Source organism: Mumia sp. Pv4-285, from assembly GCF_041320275.1.
Taxonomy (GTDB): domain Bacteria; phylum Actinomycetota; class Actinomycetes; order Propionibacteriales; family Nocardioidaceae; genus Mumia; species Mumia qirimensis.
In genome coordinates this window covers 1817116-1833474 of sequence record NZ_CP162023.1, presented here as the reverse complement: position 1 = coordinate 1833474, position 16359 = coordinate 1817116, and the positions used below count along the sequence as shown (strand labels likewise).

The following is a 16359-nucleotide window of genomic DNA, read 5'->3' as shown; positions in this document are numbered from 1 at the left end:
ACAGCGTGATCGTAGCGACTCGTCAGCGCCAGAGGCAGGGGCCGGGGATGCCCCGGCTTCAACAGGGGTTAATAATGACACCCGTGGCGACGACATCTGTGATCCCAGCATCCCGCCTGCACGGGCAGCCGAACCGACCCTCCCAGGTCACGGTCGGCACCGTTGTCTGGCTGTCGAGCGAGCTGATGTTCTTCGCGGCCCTCTTCGCCGCGTACTTCACGATCCGCGCGGTCAGTCCTGAGCTGTGGGCGCTGGAGACCGCGAAGCTGAACGTCCCGTTCGCCACGGTCAACACGACCATCCTGGTCCTGTCGTCCGTGACCTGCCAGTGGGGCGTGTTCGCGGCCGAGAAGGGCAAGGTCGGCCGCAGCGGCAAGATCTGGCAGTTCCGCGAGTGGGGCCTGCGCGAGTGGTTCGCCCTGACCTACATCATGGGCGCCGTCTTCGTCGCCGGTCAGGCCCTCGAGTACGTCGAGCTGGTCCACGAGGGCCTGACCCTCGACTCCTCCGGCTACGGATCGACGTTCTACCTCGCCACCGGCTTCCACGGCATCCACGTCATCGGCGGCCTGATCGCCTTCCTCCTGGTGATCGGACGCACCTTCATGGCGCGTCGTTTCACCCACGAGCAGGCGATCTCGGCGATCGTGGTGTCGTACTACTGGCACTTCGTCGACATCGTGTGGGTCGGCCTGTTCCTGACCATCTACGCCCTGCAGTAAGGCTCGTCCGCCGCCCATCCACGACGGCCGCGGCGACGAACCTCCTAACAGAAGATGTATTTCCAGGCTTTAATCGAGAGATGACGCCCCTCCCGGGGGCGTCGCTGGCAAGGGGAACGAGGTTCACTCCGTGCGGTTCTTGTCCACCCACCGAAGGCACCCTCTCGCGGGTTACGCGGTGCTGCTCTTCGGCCTGCTCCTCGCGGGCGCGCTGTACGCCGCCTTCGCTCCGGGGAAGGCCGACGCCGACACGGCGAACGACCCTGCCGCCATCGAGGAAGGGCGTGAGCTGTTCCTCGTCGGCTGTGCGAGCTGCCACGGCATGAACGCCGAGGGCGTCATGACGGTTTCGGGCGGCAACTACGGCCCGTCGCTGGTCGGGGTGGGCGCAGCCGCCGTCGACTTCCAGGTCGCTACCGGCCGCATGCCGATGGCGCAGTCCGCACCCCAGGCGCCCCGCAAGAAGCCGGTCTACACGCAGGACGAGACCGACGCGCTCGCCGCCTACATCGCGAGCCTCGGCCCCGGACCGGCCGTTCCCGACGAGGAGTACACCGACGTCTCGGAGATCTCCCAGGAGGAGCTGACCCGCGGCGGTGAGTTCTTCCGTACGAACTGCACCGCGTGCCACAACTCGGTCGGTGCCGGTGGAGCACTCCCCAGCGGCCGGTTCGCACCGTCGCTGCAGGGCGTGAGCGGCCGTCACATCTACGAGGCCATGCAGACCGGACCTCAGCAGATGCCCGTCTTCAGCGACAAGGTCATCACGCCTGAGGACAAGCGGGCCATCATCGCGTACATCAAGAACGTCCAGGCGCAGCCGCAGGCCGGCTTCGGAGGCGGCGGCCTCGGCCCCGTCGTCGACGGCATGTTCGCCTGGATCATCGGTATCGGCGGTCTCGTCGCTGTCGCCGTCTGGCTGGCAGCGCACGGCGCCCGGGTGAAGAAGAAGAGGTCATGAGCTCCGAATTCCACGACGAGCAGCCGACGGGCGACCACGCCCATCCGACGCACGACGAGATCGTTGCGCGGACGGGCCACGACGTCGAGCCCGCGGAGCCGATCGACAACCCGGGGCTGCCCGAGCACCTCCCGCGCCCGACCGACGTGGACCCCAAGCTCGAGAAGCGCGCCGAGCGGCAGGTCGCCGGCATGTTCACCGCCGCGATCGTGCTGGCGGTCGGTTTCTGCGTGGCCTACTTCACCGTTCCCAAGGACGCCGAGATCTTCGGCTGGTTCTCCCTGAACCTGGCCCTCGGGATGACGCTCGGCGGAGCGCTCTTCCTCATCGGCATCGGAGCCATCCAGTGGGCCAAGAAGCTCATGGCCGACCACGAGGTCATCGAGATGCGCCACCCGGCGCGCTCGTCCGACGAGGACCGGGTAGCTGCCCTCGAGGCGATGGACGCGGGCGTCGACGAGTCCGGCTTCGGACGCCGTCCTCTGATCCGCAACTCGCTCATCGGCGCCGTCGCCTTCCTCGGGCTGCCGGCGATCGTGATGCTGCGCGACCTCGGTCCCCTTCCCGGGGACAAGCCGTTCAACACGGTGTGGCGCAAGGGGATGCGCGTGGTCAACGACGTCTCCGGCACCCCGCTCCGCCCCGGGGAGATCGAGGTCGGACAGCTGGTCAACGCACAGCCGTCGGTGTTCTTCGAGACCGACAGCCACGGCCATGCGGTGTTCCACGGCACGGAGCTTCTCCAGGCCAAGGCGAAGGCCTCGGTCATCGTGGTCCGCATCCGTCCCGACGACATCACGCCCCGCAAGGGCCAGTCCAACTGGGATGTCGACGGGATCATGGTCTACTCCAAGATCTGCACGCACGTGGGCTGCCCGATCAGCCTCTGGGAGCAGCAGACCCATCATCTGCTCTGCCCGTGCCACCAGACCACGTACGACCTCGCCGACGGCGGCAAGGTCATCTTCGGCCCCGGCCACCGTCCGCTGCCGCAGCTCCCGCTCGCACTGGACGAGGACGGCTACCTGATCGCCACCAGTGACTTCCGTGAGCCGGTCGGCCCGAGCTTCCCTGAGGTGCACCAGAACCGTGACTGACACCATGAGCACCACCTCAACGCCGCTCAAGGACACCGGCGTCGGCCAGAAGGCCGCCGGTCCCGTCGGGTGGCTCGACGACCGCATCGGCCTCGCCGGCCTGGTGCGCAAGAACATCCGCAAGGTGTTCCCCGACCACTGGTCCTTCCTCCTCGGCGAGATCGCGCTGTGGAGCTTCGTCGTGCTCCTGCTCACCGGGACGTTCCTGACGTTCTGGTTCCAGCCGAGCATGGCCGAGGTGCCCTACACCGGTTCGTACGACCCGATGCGCGGGCTCGAGATGTCGCAGGCCTACGCCTCGACGCTCAACATCTCGTTCGACATCCGGGGCGGTCTGCTCGTCCGCCAGATCCACCACTGGGCCGCGGCGCTCTTCATGGCGGCGATCATCGCCCACATGCTCCGCGTCTTCTTCACCGGCGCGTACCGCAAGCCCCGCGAGCTCAACTGGCTCATCGGCATCGGTCTGTTCGCGATCGGCCTGATCGAGGGCTTCGCCGGCTACTCGCTGCCGGACGACCTCCTGTCCGGCACGGGTCTCCGCTTCGTCGACGGCCTGATCCGGTCGATCCCGGTGGTCGGCACCTACATCGAGTTCTTCGTCTTCGGCGGCGAGTTCCCGGGTGAGCTGATCATCGCCCGCCTCTACATGGCGCACATCTTCCTGCTACCAGGCCTGCTGCTGGGTCTGATCGCGGCCCACATGGTGCTGCTCGTCTACCACAAGCACACGCAGTGGCCTGGGCCCGGACGCACCGAGAAGAACGTCGTCGGCTACCCGATGCTCCCCGTCTACGCGGCGAAGGCCGGCGGCTTCTTCTTCGTCGTCTTCGGCTTCACCACGGTGATGGCGGCGACGCTCCAGATCAACCCGATCTGGACGTACGGCCCCTACAACCCGTCCGAGGTCACCGCGGGCTCTCAGCCCGACTGGTACATGGGCTGGATCGAGGGCGCGGTCCGCATCATGCCGAACTGGGAGTTCACGGTAGGCCCCCAGACCTTCTCCCTGAACGTCTTCATCCCGGCCGTGCTCCTCATGGGCATCCTGTTCACGGTGCTGGCGATCTGGCCGTTCTTCGAGTCGTGGGTGTCGGGCGACAAGGAAGAGCACCACCTCCTCCAGCGTCCGCGCAACGCCCCGACCCGTACGGCGTTCGGCGTCGCCGGCATGACGTTCTACGGCGTCTGCTGGATCGCGGGCGGCAACGACATCATCGCGTTGAAGTTCAACCTGGACATCTTCACGATCACCTGGATGGCGCGGGTGCTGGTGTTCGTCGGGCCCGTGATCGCCTTCATCGTCACGCGCCGCATCTGCATCAGCCTGCAGCGCAAGGACAACGACGCGGTGCTCCACGGCTACGAGACCGGCATCATCGTCCGCTCGGCGGACGGCTCGTACGCGGAGGCGCACGCGCCGCTGCCGCAGTCGGCCGCGTACACGTTGACGGCACATGCCCGGGTGCCCGAGCTCACAGCTCCGGTGGCCGAGGACGAGAACGGCGTCGCCAACCCGGAGGGCCGCAAGGCACGTCTGCGGGCCTGGGCGCGGCGGTTCTTCTACGCCCACGACGTCGACAAGCCGACGCGCACCGAGGTGGACGACGCCGCTCACCACTTCCACGACGACGTCTACCCGCCGCACGACTTCCCGGACGACTTCTCCGGCGTCAGCGAGACGGGCGTCCCGAAGCAGCACTGAGAGCTCCGGCACGCGTTGGCCCCGCTCCCCCGTTCGTTGGGGGTGCGGGGCCTTCCGTTTCCCTTGGCGAGTCACCCCCGCCGCCCCACGAGTCACCTGCGCCGTTTCGCGGATCACCTGTGGATGTGGTCGGGCGGCCCCGTGCTTGCGCGTCACGTCTCCCCTGGCGTGCGTACGCCTTGGCAGCGATCGACGGTCTGATCCCGGGCCAGGGTCGTCCGTCACGACGACCCGCCACACAGTTCCACGTGGTCGACGAGCTGGCCGAGATCGCTACCTCGACATGGGACACCGCCGGCTGCTGATCGCCAGCGGGGACGACGCGTTCGAGCGCCGGGCTCGGGCCGTCCTGGGGATGACCCCTCTTCCGCGCCGGTGGTGACTCGCGGTCAGGAGAGGGCGGAGCCTTGCGCGAACTTGGCGTAGGAGACGTTCCAGTCGGTCCAGCCGTTCTGGGGCTCGAGCACCTTGCGCTGCGAGTTCACGAACTTCACCGGGTCACCGATGTGGGAGACGCTGTAGAGCCACTCGGCGTTGCTGGTGCTCAGGCCCGTGCAGCCGTGGCTGACGTTGGCAGCACCCTGGGAACCGACCGACCACGGAGCGGCGTGGATGAACTCGCCGGAGTTGGTCACCCGCATCGCGTAGCGAACGTTCTCGATGTTGTAGTACTCGGAGTCGCCCTCGGAGATGCCGGTCGTCGCCGCATCCATCCGCTTGGACGGGTATTTCTCCATGATGACCTTGGTGCCGTTGCGGGTCTGGAAGCCCGCCTTGCCGGTCGTGGCCGGCAGGACCTTGGCGACCTTGCCGTTGATCCGGACGGTCGCCTTGTGCCGCGAGACGTCGACCACGGTCGTCACGGCCCGGTCGGTGATCGAGAAGGACGTGTCACGGTCCTCCTGACCCCAGGTGCCCTTGGCCGTACGGACGCCGTTGATGCCGGCGTGGACCTTCACCTTGGTGCCGGCGGGCCAGTACTTCTTGGGTCGGTAGTGGACCTCGGAGTCGCTGATCCAGCTCCACGTGCCCTCGACCTTGGGCGTCGAGGTCACCGCGAGGCGCTTCTCGACCTCCGCACGCCGGCTGACCGGGATGTCGAACCGGACGATGATCGGCATGGCGACCCCGACCGTCGCGCCGTCCATCGGCGCGATCGAGGCGTACGCCTGCTGGTCGAGGCCCAGCTCCTGCGTCCGGAAGGTGCGGGTCGCGGTCTCGACGTTGCCGTCGTCGTCACGTGTGCTCACGGCCACCGTGTAGCGCTTGCCAGGCTCGAGGAGTCCCTGGGCTACCCACGCGCTCCCGTCGGGCGTCAGATCGCCCTCGACGGTGTTCTTGGGAGAGGCCTTCTTGCCGTAGTGGGCGGTCACCGCGGTGATGCTGCCACCGGACGCGCCCACGTTGATCGCCGTGTCCACCGGGACGTCGGAAGCACCGTCGTCCACGTTGACCGTGACCACGGTCTCGGGTTTCGGGGCCTCGGTGGTCGCCGACGCGCCAGCTGGCTCGTCGGCGCCCTGGGAGCCCTCGTCACCGCCACCTGCCCCGGCGGCGCTGCAGCCGCTGACGAGCAGCCCACAGAGCAGGACGCCGACCGCGCGGCGTCCTGTGAGTCCAGCGAAGGGGCGACCCAGAGCTCTCATGGGTTCCCAGACTAGCAACGGCCGCCCAAGATTCATCTCGGGCGGCCGTTTGCCGTCGGTCGTGTCAGTGGGCGTAGAGCCCTCGGTAGTACTCGAAGACCCACCCGCACAGCGCGATGGCACCGAACGGGGCTGCGATGGCGAAGAGCCACCAGCCGAAGATCGCGCCGATGATCATCGCCGCCATCGCCAGCGCCGCCCACAGCGGCCACCAGCTCCAGGGCGGGTAGAAGCCGTACTCGCCGGCGCCCTCGGCGATCTCGGCGTCGTCACGGTCCTCGAGACGCGCCGGGATCTGCTTGGCGACGACCGCGAGGAAGAAGGTCAGCAGCAGACCCAGCAGAGCCGCCATCACCAGAGCGGTGGTGCCCGTCGGATCTCCGGACGCGATCCAGTAGATCGGCGTCACGATCACGAGGAAGACCGATACGGACGCGATGATCCACGCCTCTGTCTTCACGGGGTCTCACCTTCCTTGTCCTTGGAGATCTGCTCGCTCAACGCCTCTTCGTGGCCCGACAGGTTCGGGGCGTCGGCGAACTTGCCGTCGTCACCGAGGCCCTCGTTGTCGACGTGCTCGAGCAGCGAGAGCTCGGGGTGGTGAAGGTCGAAGGCAGGGCTCTCGGAACGGATCCGCGGGAGCGACGTGAAGTTGTGCCGCGGCGGCGGGCTGGACGTGGCCCACTCGAGCGAACGGCCCCAGCCCCACGGATCGTCGACGCCGACCTGCGGGTTGTTGCGCGAGGTCCACACGTTGTAGAAGAACGGCAGCGTCGAGACGGCCAGCACGATCGCGCCGATCGTCGACACCTGGTTGAGCACGGTGAAGCCGTCGGCCGGCGAGTAGTCGGCGTAACGACGCGGCATGCCCTCGACGCCCAGCCAGTGCTGGACGAGGAACGTGAGGTGGAAGCCGATGAACAGCAGCCAGAAGTGGATCTTGCCGAGACGCTCGTTGAGCATGTGCCCGGTCCACTTCGGCCACCAGAAGTAGAACCCGGCGAACATCGCGAACACGACCGTGCCGAAGACCACGTAGTGGAAGTGGGCGACGACGAAGTAGGAGTCGGACAGCTGGAAGTCCAGCGCCGGCGACGCCAGGATGACGCCGGTCAGACCACCGAAGAGGAACGTCGTGAGGAAGCCGAGCGAGAACACCAGCGGAGTGTCGAAGCTGATCGAGCCGCCCCACAGGGTGCCGATCCAGTTGAAGAACTTCACGCCCGTCGGGACGGCGATCAGGAACGTCATGAACGAGAAGAACGCGAGGTCGACCGCCCCCGTGACGAACATGTGGTGGGCCCACACCGCGACCGACAGCGCCGCGATCGTCAGCGTCGCCGCCACCAGGCCGATGTAGCCGAAGATCGGCTTGCGGCTGAAGACCGGCAGGATCTCGCTGACGATGCCGAAGAAGGGTAGGGCGATGATATAGACCTCGGGATGCCCGAAGAACCAGAACAGGTGCTGCCAGAGCACCGGTCCGCCTGTCGCCGCATCGAAGACGTGGGCGCCGAGCTGCCGATCGGCGAAGAGCGCGAGGAGCGCCGCCGCGAGGATCGGGAACGCGATCAGCACCAGGAGGCTGGTGACCAGGATGTTCCAGGTGAAGATCGGCATCCGGAACATGGTCATGCCGGGCGCGCGCATCGTGAAGATGGTCGTCACGAAGTTGACGGCACCGAGGATCGTGCCCAGACCTGACATGTACAGGCCGAGCACCCACATGTCTCCGCCGACTCCCGGCGAGTTCACGGCGTCGGAGAGCGGGGCGTAGGCGAACCAGCCGAAGCTCGCCGCTCCGCCGGGGACGAAGAATCCGGCGACCGCGATCGAGCTGCCGAACAGGAACAGCCAGAAGCTGAACATGTTGAGGCGCGGGAACGCGACGTCGGGCGACCCGATCTGCAGCGGCATGATCCAGTTGGCGAACCCGACGAACAGCGGGGTCGCGAACATCAGCAGCATGATCGTGCCGTGCATCGTGAAGAGCTGGTTGTAAGTCTCTTCGTCGACGATCTGAGTGCCCGGCGCGGCGAGCTCGCCGCGGATCAGCAGGGCCAGGATGCCGCCGATCAGGAAGAACACGAACGACGACACGAGGTACATCGTGCCGATCTGCTTGTGATCGGTCGTCGTCAGCAGCCCGACGACACGCTTGCCCAGCGGCCGGCGCTGCATGCTCGCGCTCAGTGGTTCTGACGCCGCGGTCACTCCTGCTCTCCGTTCTCTTCGTTCGCTGCCTGCTCCGCCTCGGCGAGACCGGCGATCCGGCTCGCCGCCTCGGCGCCCTCGGGCGTACCGATCTGCCCGGCGGCCTGCAGCTTCTGGAGGTGAGCGTCGTACTCGTCGCGCGAGACGACGTGCACCTTGAAGATCATGCGCGTGTGGTAGAGCCCGCACAGCTCGGCGCAACGTCCCGTGAACACGCCCTCACGCGTCGGAGTGACGTCGAAGGAGTTCGTCTTGCCCGGGATGATGTCCTGCTTGAAGTAGAACTCCGGGATCCAGAACGAGTGGATGACGTCGGGCGAGACGAGGTCGAACCTCACCGACTCGTCGACCGGGAGCCAGAGCTCGGTCGGGTCAGAGGTGTCGCCGAAGTCGAAGACGTCCTCGCCGCCGGTGGCTTCCTCGTCCAGGTAGTTGAACGTGAACTGCCACTTGCTGCCGACGACCGTGACCGTGTGGTCGGGGTCGTCGACCTTCTCGAGCATGTCGTTCTGGGCGATCACCGTCTGCGCGAAGAAGATCGCGACGATGATGACGGGAGCGACCGTGTAGAGCACCTCGAGCGGCAGGTGGTAGCGCAGCTGCGTCGGGACCTCGTTGCCCGGGCGCCGGCGATAGCGCACCATCGCCCAGAACATCAGCCCCAGGACCAGCACGAGGACGACGGCGCACGCGATCCAGGCCGCGACCCAGAGCACGAACATCGACTCGGTGCGGTCGGTCGAGCCGACGGGCAGCGCCAGGCGCTGCCACTGGCTGTCGGCGTCCTCGGAGCAACCACTCAGCAGCACGATCGCAGCGACGGCGGATCCGAGCGCGAGAGCCTTCGACCGGACAGGTCGACGACGCTCGTCTTGTGCTCGCTCACCGCGCGCGAAGAGTTCCAGACCCACCAGGCGCCTTTCTGGCTCGAATCGACTCAGATTCGCAGTGCGCCAGCGTCGCCGTTCGCGACGGCAGGCGTCCTCACTGCGAACAGCAGCACCCTACTCCAGAGTGTCTGCTCGGACCGGCGGAGGTCCCCTTTCAGAAGGTCGGCAGGCGGTCGTCTACGATGCGCGCCGCCGCGTCGCCGTACTGGGCTCGGAGGCGCGCGAGCAGGCCGTCGCGGCCGAGGCGGTACTCCTGGGTCCCGGTGGTCTCCACGACGCTCGCGGCGAGCGTGCACCCGAGCTGGGCGCACTGCTCGTGCGGGAGCTCGACGCCGAGACCGGCGAGGAACCCGGCGCGGAAGGCGTCGCCCACGCCGGTCGGGTCGATGGCGGTGATCCCCGCGATCGCGGGGACGTCGGTCTGGGTCCCGTCCGCCTCGTAGATCGTGACGCCGTCGGCGCCGCGCGTGACGACGCGGGTGCCGACTCTCTCCTGGATCTCGGCGGCGCTCCAGCCGGTCTTCTTCTCGGTCAGCGCCGCCTCGTACTCGTTGCTGAACAGGTACGCGGCGCCGTCGATGAGGCTCCGGATGAGCGTGCCGTCGGCGAACGCGAGCTGCTGCGAGGGATCGGCGGCGAAGCGGTAGCCGCGGGCCCGGCTCTCCTCGGTGTGCCGGACCATGCCCTCGGGGTCGTCCGGGCCGATGAGCACGATGTCCCAGCCGCCGACGCGGTCGAAGATGGGCTTGAGCTCGATCTCGCGCGCCTCGGCCATCGCGCCGGCGTAGAAGGTCGCGATCTGGGCCTGCGAGGCGTCGGTGGTGCACACGAAGCGTGCCGTGTGCCTGCTCTCGGAGACGCGGACGCCGGAGCAGTCGACCCCGTGACGCTCCAGCCAGGAGCGGTAGTCGTCGAAGTCCTCACCGACGGCGCCGATCAGGATCGGCTCCTCCCCCAGCGCTGCGAGGCCGAAGGCGATGTTCGCACCGCACCCCCCACGGCGTACCTCGAGGTCGTCGACGAGGAAGGAGAGCGAGATCTTGTCGAGCTGGTCCACGACGAGCGAGTCGGAGAACCGCCCCGCAAAGGTCATCAGGTGATCGTTCGCGATGGAACCGGAAACGGCGATCTTCAACGGAGCTCCTCGAGTGGGGACACGTGCGCGCCCACCATAGTCGTGCGCGTCGACGTGGAGCGAGAGCCGGTCACCTCGGGCGGACGGCGCGATGTGTGACGGGGGAGCCGGTGAGGTAGTCGTTGCGCGGCGTGATCCGAACCTGAGCCCGCGCCGTCCGCCGGGAGACGGCGAGTGTCGCAGCTCCACCCGAACGAGCGGTGTGCCGCCACGCGTTCCATGGCCTGCCGTGCCTGCGAGTGCGGTACGCAACCGTATACGTGTCCGACGTAGCAGCCTGCTGCCACCGCACGCGGAGCCTCCGAGCGCGCCAGGTCGCCGTCGTCCGGCTCACCACAGGGACGCGGCCGGAGGCGCGTACGCGCACCGGGCGGGACCACGCACCGGTCATCGTGCCGCGCCTGGGTTGCACCTGGAGCTCGTAGGTGCCGCCGGCCCGGAGCCCGGGGATCGCGCGCTGCGAGCCCGTACTCCACCCCGTCGTCGTCGCGGCGCCGCGCACAGGAGCGACCAGGTGATGGCGCACGCGACTGGTCCAGGCGTCGATCCCGGTCGCGTCCCACGTCAGATCGATCCGGCGATCGAGAGCACGGCCACCCACGACGTACGTCGCCGGCCACGCGACAGCCTTGTCGATCAGCGGCCTCGCGGAGACCGCATCGATGCGGACGAGGGAGTCCGCAACCCGCTGCGCGAGGCGAGTCTGGCCGGTAGGAGTGGGATGGATGCCGTCCCAGGTGTGCGCAGCCGGGTCCCAGCCGTCGGCAATCAACGCGAGATCGACCCTCGACTCAGGCGTATCGAGCACCGCAGCGAGACCGTGGAGAAGCACATTGAGGGTGTGGGTCTCGGCCTGCAGCATCGCGCCGCCGCTGGCGGACCAGCCCGTCGTCACCTGCCCGACGACCAGGTCCACCGCTGGGTCGACGGCTCGCACGCGCTCGACGTACGTCCGGATGTTCGCCGCTGTTGCCTCGGGAGTGCGGACGCGGAGGTCGTTGAATCCGATCATGATCACCACGACTGCGGGACGATGGGTTGCGACCTCCTCGGTGATCCGGTCGAGGTGGTACGCCGTCGTCGAACCCGCCATCGCGGCATGATCGCGGTCGAAAGCAGGATCGAGGTAGCTCGTCTTCGCGTACGCCAGGTCCTGTCGCGGTCCTACGAAATCGACGTCGGCACCCACCGAACGCACGCCGCGCCAGAGCCAGTAACGGTAGGTGTAGTCGCCGGCTCTGCCGTGCGTGATGGAGTCACCCGCGAGCATGATCCGCGTTGGACCCGGTTGGCGTGCCTGCGCAGGCGCCAGGCCCGCGGCATGCACGGGGACGCCCAGTCCAACGACAGAGAGCCCGAGCGCAGCCGTCAGGAGCGGCAGCCCACGAGCCCGAGATCGGCGGAGTTGCACCCAGAAAGCGTACGCTCCCGGACAGACGTCGACGGCCGCCCGGGGCTCCCGGACGGCCGTCGTCGTGTCAGCGGCGCTGCCGCGTCCTCGGACTCAGTGGAACGAGTCGCCGCAGGCGCAGGAGCCGGTCGCGTTGGGGTTGTCGATCGTGAAGCCCTGCTTCTCGATCGAGTCCATGAAGTCGATGGTCGCGCCGTGGAGGTAGGGGACGCTCATGCGGTCGACGACGAGCGAGACTCCGTCGAACTCGCGGGTCTCGTCACCGTCGAGGGTGCGCTCGTCGAAGAAGAGCTGGTAGCGCAGACCGGAGCATCCACCGGGCTGCACCGCGATGCGGAGCGCAAGATCGTCGCGGCCCTCCTGGTCGAGGAGGCTCTTCACCTTGGCCGCAGCGCCGTCGGTCAGGTTGACGCCGGTGAGGGTCTCGTTGGCGTCGGTGCTCTGCACGGTCATCTGTTCTCCCGAAGTGTGTGGTGCGGGGCCGCCCGGTTGGCAGGTGCTGACAACACGAACGCGGGGATCCGCGATCTCATTCCACCGTACGGCACCACGATACGCCGAGCGTGGCGCACTGCCGCAAGTAGTGGACAGCGTACGTCGCGCTCAGCGGTCGGACCAGGTACGAGCGACGCGCTCGGCCAGCCGTCGCAGCGACTCCTCGGGCTCGGCCAGCGACGTCTCCTCACCGACCGTGTCGACCATCGCGTACGCGGCCTCGACCCCCATCGCCCTCCGCTCGCGGGATCCCACGAGCACCTTGCCGGCCAGCACCACGCAGGGCCGGAGGGCTTCACCGGCGATCTCCGCGACGCCGTACACGACCTTGCCGTCGCGGGAGGTGACGTCGTACGCCCCCTCCCCCGTCAGGACCAGGTCGCAGCCGCGTGCGTGGTCGGCGAGGCCGACCGCGTCGGCGACCATCGTGACGCCGGGCTCGACCGTCGCCCCGAGCACCTGGAGCGCGAAGCCGAGCCCGCCGGCGGCACCGGCGCCGGGCAGGTCGGCGACCTTGCGCTGCGCCGGCTCGCTGCCGCACACGGCGACGACGAAGGCGTCCAGGATCGCGTCGACGCGGACGATCGCCGCGTCGTCGAGGCCCTTCTGCGGCCCGAACGTGCGGGCGGCACCGAAGAGACCCAGCAGCGGGCTGCGGACGTCCGTCGCGGCGACGAGGGTCACCCGTGCGAGCCGCTCCCGCACCGCGGACAGGTCGACCGAGGTCACGCCGGCGAGCCCGGCGGGCCCCGCATCGAGCGGGACGTCGGCCCGAGCGCCCAACGCCGCCAGGAGTCCGGCCCCGCCGTCGGTGGTGGTGCTGCCGCCGAGGCCGACGACGACGGACGTGGCGCCGGCGTCCACCGCGGCCGCGACCAGCTGCCCGACGCCGTACGTCGATGCGTCCTCGGGACTGCGGCGCTGCTCGAGGTGGAGCCCGCACGCCGTGGCCGACTCGACGTAGGCCGTACGGCTCCCGCTGCGGCCGTCGACCAGCAGGAGGGGCGCATCGACCGGGACGCCGAGAGGGCCGCGGACACCGGTGACGGTCTGCAGCTCACCACCGAGGCTGGCGTGGAGCCCCACGACGAACCCGGGACCGCCGTCGGACATCGGGACGAGCACCGTGGTGTCGCCCGGAGCGGCGCGCGACCAGCCCTCGGCAATCGCGCGCGCCGCCTGGGGTGCGCTCAACGTGCCCGCGAACTTGTCGGGGGCGATGAGGACGCGCATGGTCAGGCCAGGGACTTCTCGGCCGCCGCGAGCAGGACGCAGGTCGCCAGCGCGTCCATCGCCGCACGCAGGTCGTCCAGCGACGGGAACGACGGCGCGATCCGGATGTTGCGGTCACGCGGGTCCGCGCCGTACGGGAAGGAGGCGCCGGCAGGAGTCAGGGCGACCCCGACCGCCTTGGCGAGCTCGACCACGCGTGCGGCCGTGCCGTCGACGACGTCGAGGTTGACGAAGTATCCGCCCAGCGGCCGCGTCCACGTGGCCACGTCGTAGGCCGCGAGGCGCGACGTGAGCACCTCGTCGACGATCGTGAACTTCGGGGCGAGCAGGTCGCGGTGCCGGCGCATCAGCGCGCGGACGCCCTCGGCGTCGCCGAACAGCCGTACGTGACGCAGCTGGTTGACCTTGTCGGGGCCGATCGACGCGAACTTCAGATGACTCTTGAACCATGCGATGTTGGCCGGTGAGCTGCCGAAGAGGGCCACGCCTGCACCCGCGAACGTGATCTTCGACGTCGAGGCGAACACGACCACACGGTCGGGGTGGCCGCCGGCGGACGCGAGCGACAGCACGTCGGTGCTCTTGGTCTCGTCGGTGGTGAGGTGGTGCACCGCGTAGGCGTTGTCCCAGAACAGCCGGAAGTCCGGCGCCGCCGCCGGCATCGCCATCAGCCGCGCCGCAACCTCGGGCGAGGTCACGCCGCCGGTCGGGTTGGCATAGGCCGGGACGAGCCACATGCCCTTGATCGTCGGGTCGTCCGCGACCAGGGCTGCGACCGCCTCGGCATCCGGGCCGTCCTCGTTCATCGCGACGGGAACCATCTCGATCCCGAGCGACTCCAGCAGCGCGAAGTGGCGGTCGTACCCCGGCACGGGGCAGACGAAGCGCACCTTCTCCTCCGCGGCCCACGGGCGCGGGGACGAGGCGAAGCCGTGCAGCATCGCCCACACCAGCGTGTCGTGCATGAGGGTGAGGCTCGAGCTGCCCTGGGCGAGCAGCTGGGGCACCGGGATGCCGAGCAGGTCGGAGAAGATCTCTCGGAGCTCGACGAGCCCCTCCAGACCGCCGTAGTTGCGGGTGTCGGTGCCATCGGCGGCACGGAAGTCGCCCTCGCCGGGGAGGGCGAGGAGAGCCTGCGACAGGTCGAGCTGCTCCGGCGACGGCTTGCCCCGCGTCAGATCCAGGGTCAGACCGCGCGCACGCAGGTCCTCGTACGCGGTGCGCTGCTCCGACAGCAGCGAACCGAGGGCGTCACGATCCAGGGTGGAGATGCTCATGGGGATCCTTGGGATGCGGGTTCTGACGGCGCGCCCTGACGGTCTCGGGCGTCGGGGCCGAATCTACCGAGTGCCGCGGTCGAGCCCCGGGGCGCCCCAGATGGCGAGCCAGCGCGACAGGTCCTTCTCGAGGGGGAGGTCGTCGGCGACGATGCCGCGCACCTGAAGCTCGAGACCGTTGTCGCGCCGCGGCTCGCCGTCGGGCGCGAACGGGTAGAAGGTGCCCCGCTTGTAGAGGTAGACGAGCCCGAGCGGTCGGCCGTCCGTGGTGGCGAAGTCGACCACCGAGCACAGCAGGTGCGGCCCGAAGCCGTTGTCGACGAGCGTGCTGTTGACGGCGTGCAGATCGGTGACCAGCCCGGCGACGTCCTCGGGATCGTGCTGGACGACCAGCCACGTGAAGCCGTACGGGTCGACCGTGCGCTCGACCTTCGGTCCGCCGTCGGCGTCGAGGAGCTCGGTGACGTCGGACTGCATCGTGCTGAACGCGGCGCCCTCGCTCTGCCGGTAGCAGACGGCGCCGATGCCGGTGGGCCGTATGGACGCTGCTGCCTCCAGCGTGAGCGCGGCGGACGGCAGTGCGAACAGTGCGTCGAGGTCGGCCTGCGGCGGCTTCGACCTGCCCATCAGGGCGTCCCAGAATCCCATCGCCGGCTCAGAGGGGACGGCCGAGATCGGCGGAGATCCGAGCGAGCTGGTCGATCCGCTTCTCCACCGGCGGGTGGGAGTTCATCAGCCCGGCCAGCGAGTCGCGCGAGAATGCCGGCGCGGCGAAGAAGAACGCGCTCATGTTCTCGACCTCGCGCAGGTCCTTGCTCGGGATCCGGCCCATCTCGCCCGTGATCTTGAGCAGCGCCGAGGACAGCGCCGAGGGCTTGCCGGTGAGGTAGGCGCCGGCGCGGTCGGCGCTCAGCTCGCGGTAGCGCGACAGTGCGCGGGTCAGGAGGAAGCTGATGAAGTAGGCGACCATGCTGGCGATCCACACGACGAGGAACATCAGCGCCCCGTTGTTGTTGCGGTCGCGGTTGTTGCCGAGGAACGGCGCCCAGCGGACCAGGAAGCCTGCCAGCAGGCCGAGCGACGACGCCACGGTCATGACGGAGACGTCACGGTGGGCGACGTGGGCGAGCTCGTGGCTCAGGACACCCTCGAGCTCCTCGGCGTCGAGCCGCCTCAGGATGCCGGTCGTGACGCAGACGGCCGAGTGGCTCGGCGAGCGTCCGGTCGCGAAGGCGTTGGGCAGGTCGGTGTCGGCGATCGCCACCGCCGGCTTCGGCATGTCGGCGAGCGCGCAGAGGCGGTCGATCATGGCGTGCAGCTCGGGCGCCTGCTCGGGCGTGACGATCCGCGCCCGCATGGACGCCAGGGCGAGCTTGTCGGAGAAGTACCACTGGCCCCACGCCAACGCCACGACGATGACGGCGGCCATCGCGGCACTCGGCATGACCGTGATGAGCACGGCGCCGAACGCGAGGTAGAGCGCCACGAGGCCGAGGCTGACCACGCCGATCCGGCGGGTCAGGCCCGCGTCGCTGCGGAATCGGGTCTTGGACATGCTTCCTCTTTCAGGCCG

15 protein-coding genes are annotated in these 16359 nt (G+C 68.8%); 4 read left to right on the top strand and 11 right to left on the bottom strand.

Translation table 11 applies throughout. The features are described from left to right. The first annotated feature begins 74 nt into the window (after window positions 1-74). The 4 genes from AB3M34_RS08875 to AB3M34_RS08860 all read left to right on the top strand — a co-directional run bounded on the left by AB3M34_RS08875 (window position 75) and on the right by AB3M34_RS08860 (window position 4485). Entirely contained in the window at window positions 75-722 is a 648-nt protein-coding gene (locus AB3M34_RS08875; protein ID WP_370619128.1) for a cytochrome c oxidase subunit 3, read from the top strand. Between the two features lie 130 nt (window positions 723-852). Continuing rightward, entirely contained in the window at window positions 853-1683 is an 831-nt protein-coding gene (locus AB3M34_RS08870) for a c-type cytochrome (protein ID WP_370619126.1), read from the top strand. Continuing rightward, window positions 1680-2780: a ubiquinol-cytochrome c reductase iron-sulfur subunit gene (locus AB3M34_RS08865; RefSeq protein ID WP_370619124.1), complete on the top strand. Its 1101-nt coding sequence runs from the start codon at window positions 1680-1682 to the stop codon at window positions 2778-2780. Before AB3M34_RS08870 ends, AB3M34_RS08865 begins: the two co-directional genes overlap by 4 nt. A gap of 4 nt (window positions 2781-2784) precedes the next feature. Continuing rightward, entirely contained in the window at window positions 2785-4485 is a 1701-nt protein-coding gene (locus AB3M34_RS08860) for a cytochrome b (RefSeq protein ID WP_370619122.1), read from the top strand. Window positions 4486-4874: 389 nt separating this feature from the next. Here the strand turns inward: AB3M34_RS08860 and AB3M34_RS08855 are convergent, their stop codons facing one another. The 11 genes from AB3M34_RS08855 to htpX all read right to left on the bottom strand — a co-directional run bounded on the left by AB3M34_RS08855 (window position 4875) and on the right by htpX (window position 16341). After that, window positions 4875-6131 carry a L,D-transpeptidase gene (locus AB3M34_RS08855; protein WP_370619120.1) on the bottom strand — a complete coding sequence of 419 codons (1257 nt, stop codon included), beginning with the start codon at window positions 6129-6131 and terminating at the stop codon, window positions 4875-4877. 64 nt (window positions 6132-6195) lie between these two features. After that, window positions 6196-6591, bottom strand: a complete 396-nt coding sequence (locus AB3M34_RS08850) for a cytochrome c oxidase subunit 4 (protein ID WP_370619118.1) — start codon at window positions 6589-6591, stop codon at window positions 6196-6198. Then, window positions 6588-8312 (bottom strand): cytochrome c oxidase subunit I, encoded by a 1725-nt coding sequence (ctaD, locus tag AB3M34_RS08845; protein ID WP_370619983.1) that lies wholly within the window; start codon window positions 8310-8312, stop codon window positions 6588-6590. The genes AB3M34_RS08850 and ctaD overlap by 4 nt, the downstream gene beginning before the upstream one ends. Before the next feature lie 29 nt (window positions 8313-8341). Next, complete coding sequence (gene coxB, locus AB3M34_RS08840; RefSeq protein ID WP_370619116.1) at window positions 8342-9256, bottom strand: cytochrome c oxidase subunit II; 915 nt, start codon at window positions 9254-9256, stop codon at window positions 8342-8344. Between the two features lie 133 nt (window positions 9257-9389). After that, window positions 9390-10328, bottom strand: a complete 939-nt coding sequence (locus AB3M34_RS08835; RefSeq protein WP_370619114.1) for a carbohydrate kinase family protein — start codon at window positions 10326-10328, stop codon at window positions 9390-9392. Window positions 10329-10440: 112 nt separating this feature from the next. Beyond that, window positions 10441-11781, bottom strand: coding sequence for an SGNH/GDSL hydrolase family protein (locus tag AB3M34_RS08830; RefSeq protein ID WP_370619112.1), 1341 nt, complete (start codon window positions 11779-11781; stop codon window positions 10441-10443). A 93-nt stretch (window positions 11782-11874) separates the two neighbouring features. Next, window positions 11875-12234: an iron-sulfur cluster insertion protein ErpA gene (gene erpA, locus AB3M34_RS08825; RefSeq protein ID WP_370619110.1), complete on the bottom strand. Its 360-nt coding sequence runs from the start codon at window positions 12232-12234 to the stop codon at window positions 11875-11877. A 150-nt stretch (window positions 12235-12384) separates the two neighbouring features. Beyond that, window positions 12385-13509 (bottom strand): glycerate kinase, encoded by a 1125-nt coding sequence (locus AB3M34_RS08820; RefSeq protein ID WP_370619108.1) that lies wholly within the window; start codon window positions 13507-13509, stop codon window positions 12385-12387. A 2-nt stretch (window positions 13510-13511) separates the two neighbouring features. Further along, window positions 13512-14786, bottom strand: a complete 1275-nt coding sequence (locus AB3M34_RS08815; protein WP_370619106.1) for an aminotransferase class I/II-fold pyridoxal phosphate-dependent enzyme — start codon at window positions 14784-14786, stop codon at window positions 13512-13514. Window positions 14787-14849: 63 nt separating this feature from the next. After that, on the bottom strand, window positions 14850-15434 hold the full coding sequence (gene pspAB / locus AB3M34_RS08810; RefSeq protein ID WP_370619104.1) for a PspA-associated protein PspAB: 585 nt from the start codon (window positions 15432-15434) through the stop codon (window positions 14850-14852). Between the two features lie 7 nt (window positions 15435-15441). Further along, a complete protein-coding gene (htpX, locus tag AB3M34_RS08805) occupies window positions 15442-16341 on the bottom strand; it encodes a zinc metalloprotease HtpX (protein WP_370619102.1) in 900 nt (299 codons plus the stop codon). Window positions 16342-16359: the final 18 nt, after the last annotated feature.

What these genes read in the sequence shown, in the direction of transcription:
- AB3M34_RS08875 (WP_370619128.1), top strand. Translation starts at nt 75, where the DNA reads ATGACACCCGTGGCGACGACATCTGTGATCCCAGCATCCCGCCTGCAC.
- AB3M34_RS08865 (WP_370619124.1), top strand. Translation starts at nt 1,680, where the DNA reads ATGAGCTCCGAATTCCACGACGAGCAGCCGACGGGCGACCACGCCCAT.
- AB3M34_RS08860 (WP_370619122.1), top strand. Translation starts at nt 2,785, where the DNA reads ATGAGCACCACCTCAACGCCGCTCAAGGACACCGGCGTCGGCCAGAAG.
- AB3M34_RS08855 (WP_370619120.1), bottom strand. Translation starts at nt 6,131, where the DNA reads ATGAGAGCTCTGGGTCGCCCCTTCGCTGGACTCACAGGACGCCGCGCG.
- ctaD (WP_370619983.1), bottom strand. Translation starts at nt 8,312, where the DNA reads ATGCAGCGCCGGCCGCTGGGCAAGCGTGTCGTCGGGCTGCTGACGACG.
- AB3M34_RS08835 (WP_370619114.1), bottom strand. Translation starts at nt 10,328, where the DNA reads ATGACCTTTGCGGGGCGGTTCTCCGACTCGCTCGTCGTGGACCAGCTC.
- erpA (WP_370619110.1), bottom strand. Translation starts at nt 12,234, where the DNA reads ATGACCGTGCAGAGCACCGACGCCAACGAGACCCTCACCGGCGTCAAC.
- AB3M34_RS08820 (WP_370619108.1), bottom strand. Translation starts at nt 13,509, where the DNA reads ATGCGCGTCCTCATCGCCCCCGACAAGTTCGCGGGCACGTTGAGCGCA.
- AB3M34_RS08815 (WP_370619106.1), bottom strand. Translation starts at nt 14,786, where the DNA reads ATGAGCATCTCCACCCTGGATCGTGACGCCCTCGGTTCGCTGCTGTCG.
- pspAB (WP_370619104.1), bottom strand. Translation starts at nt 15,434, where the DNA reads ATGGGATTCTGGGACGCCCTGATGGGCAGGTCGAAGCCGCCGCAGGCC.
- htpX (WP_370619102.1), bottom strand. Translation starts at nt 16,341, where the DNA reads ATGTCCAAGACCCGATTCCGCAGCGACGCGGGCCTGACCCGCCGGATC.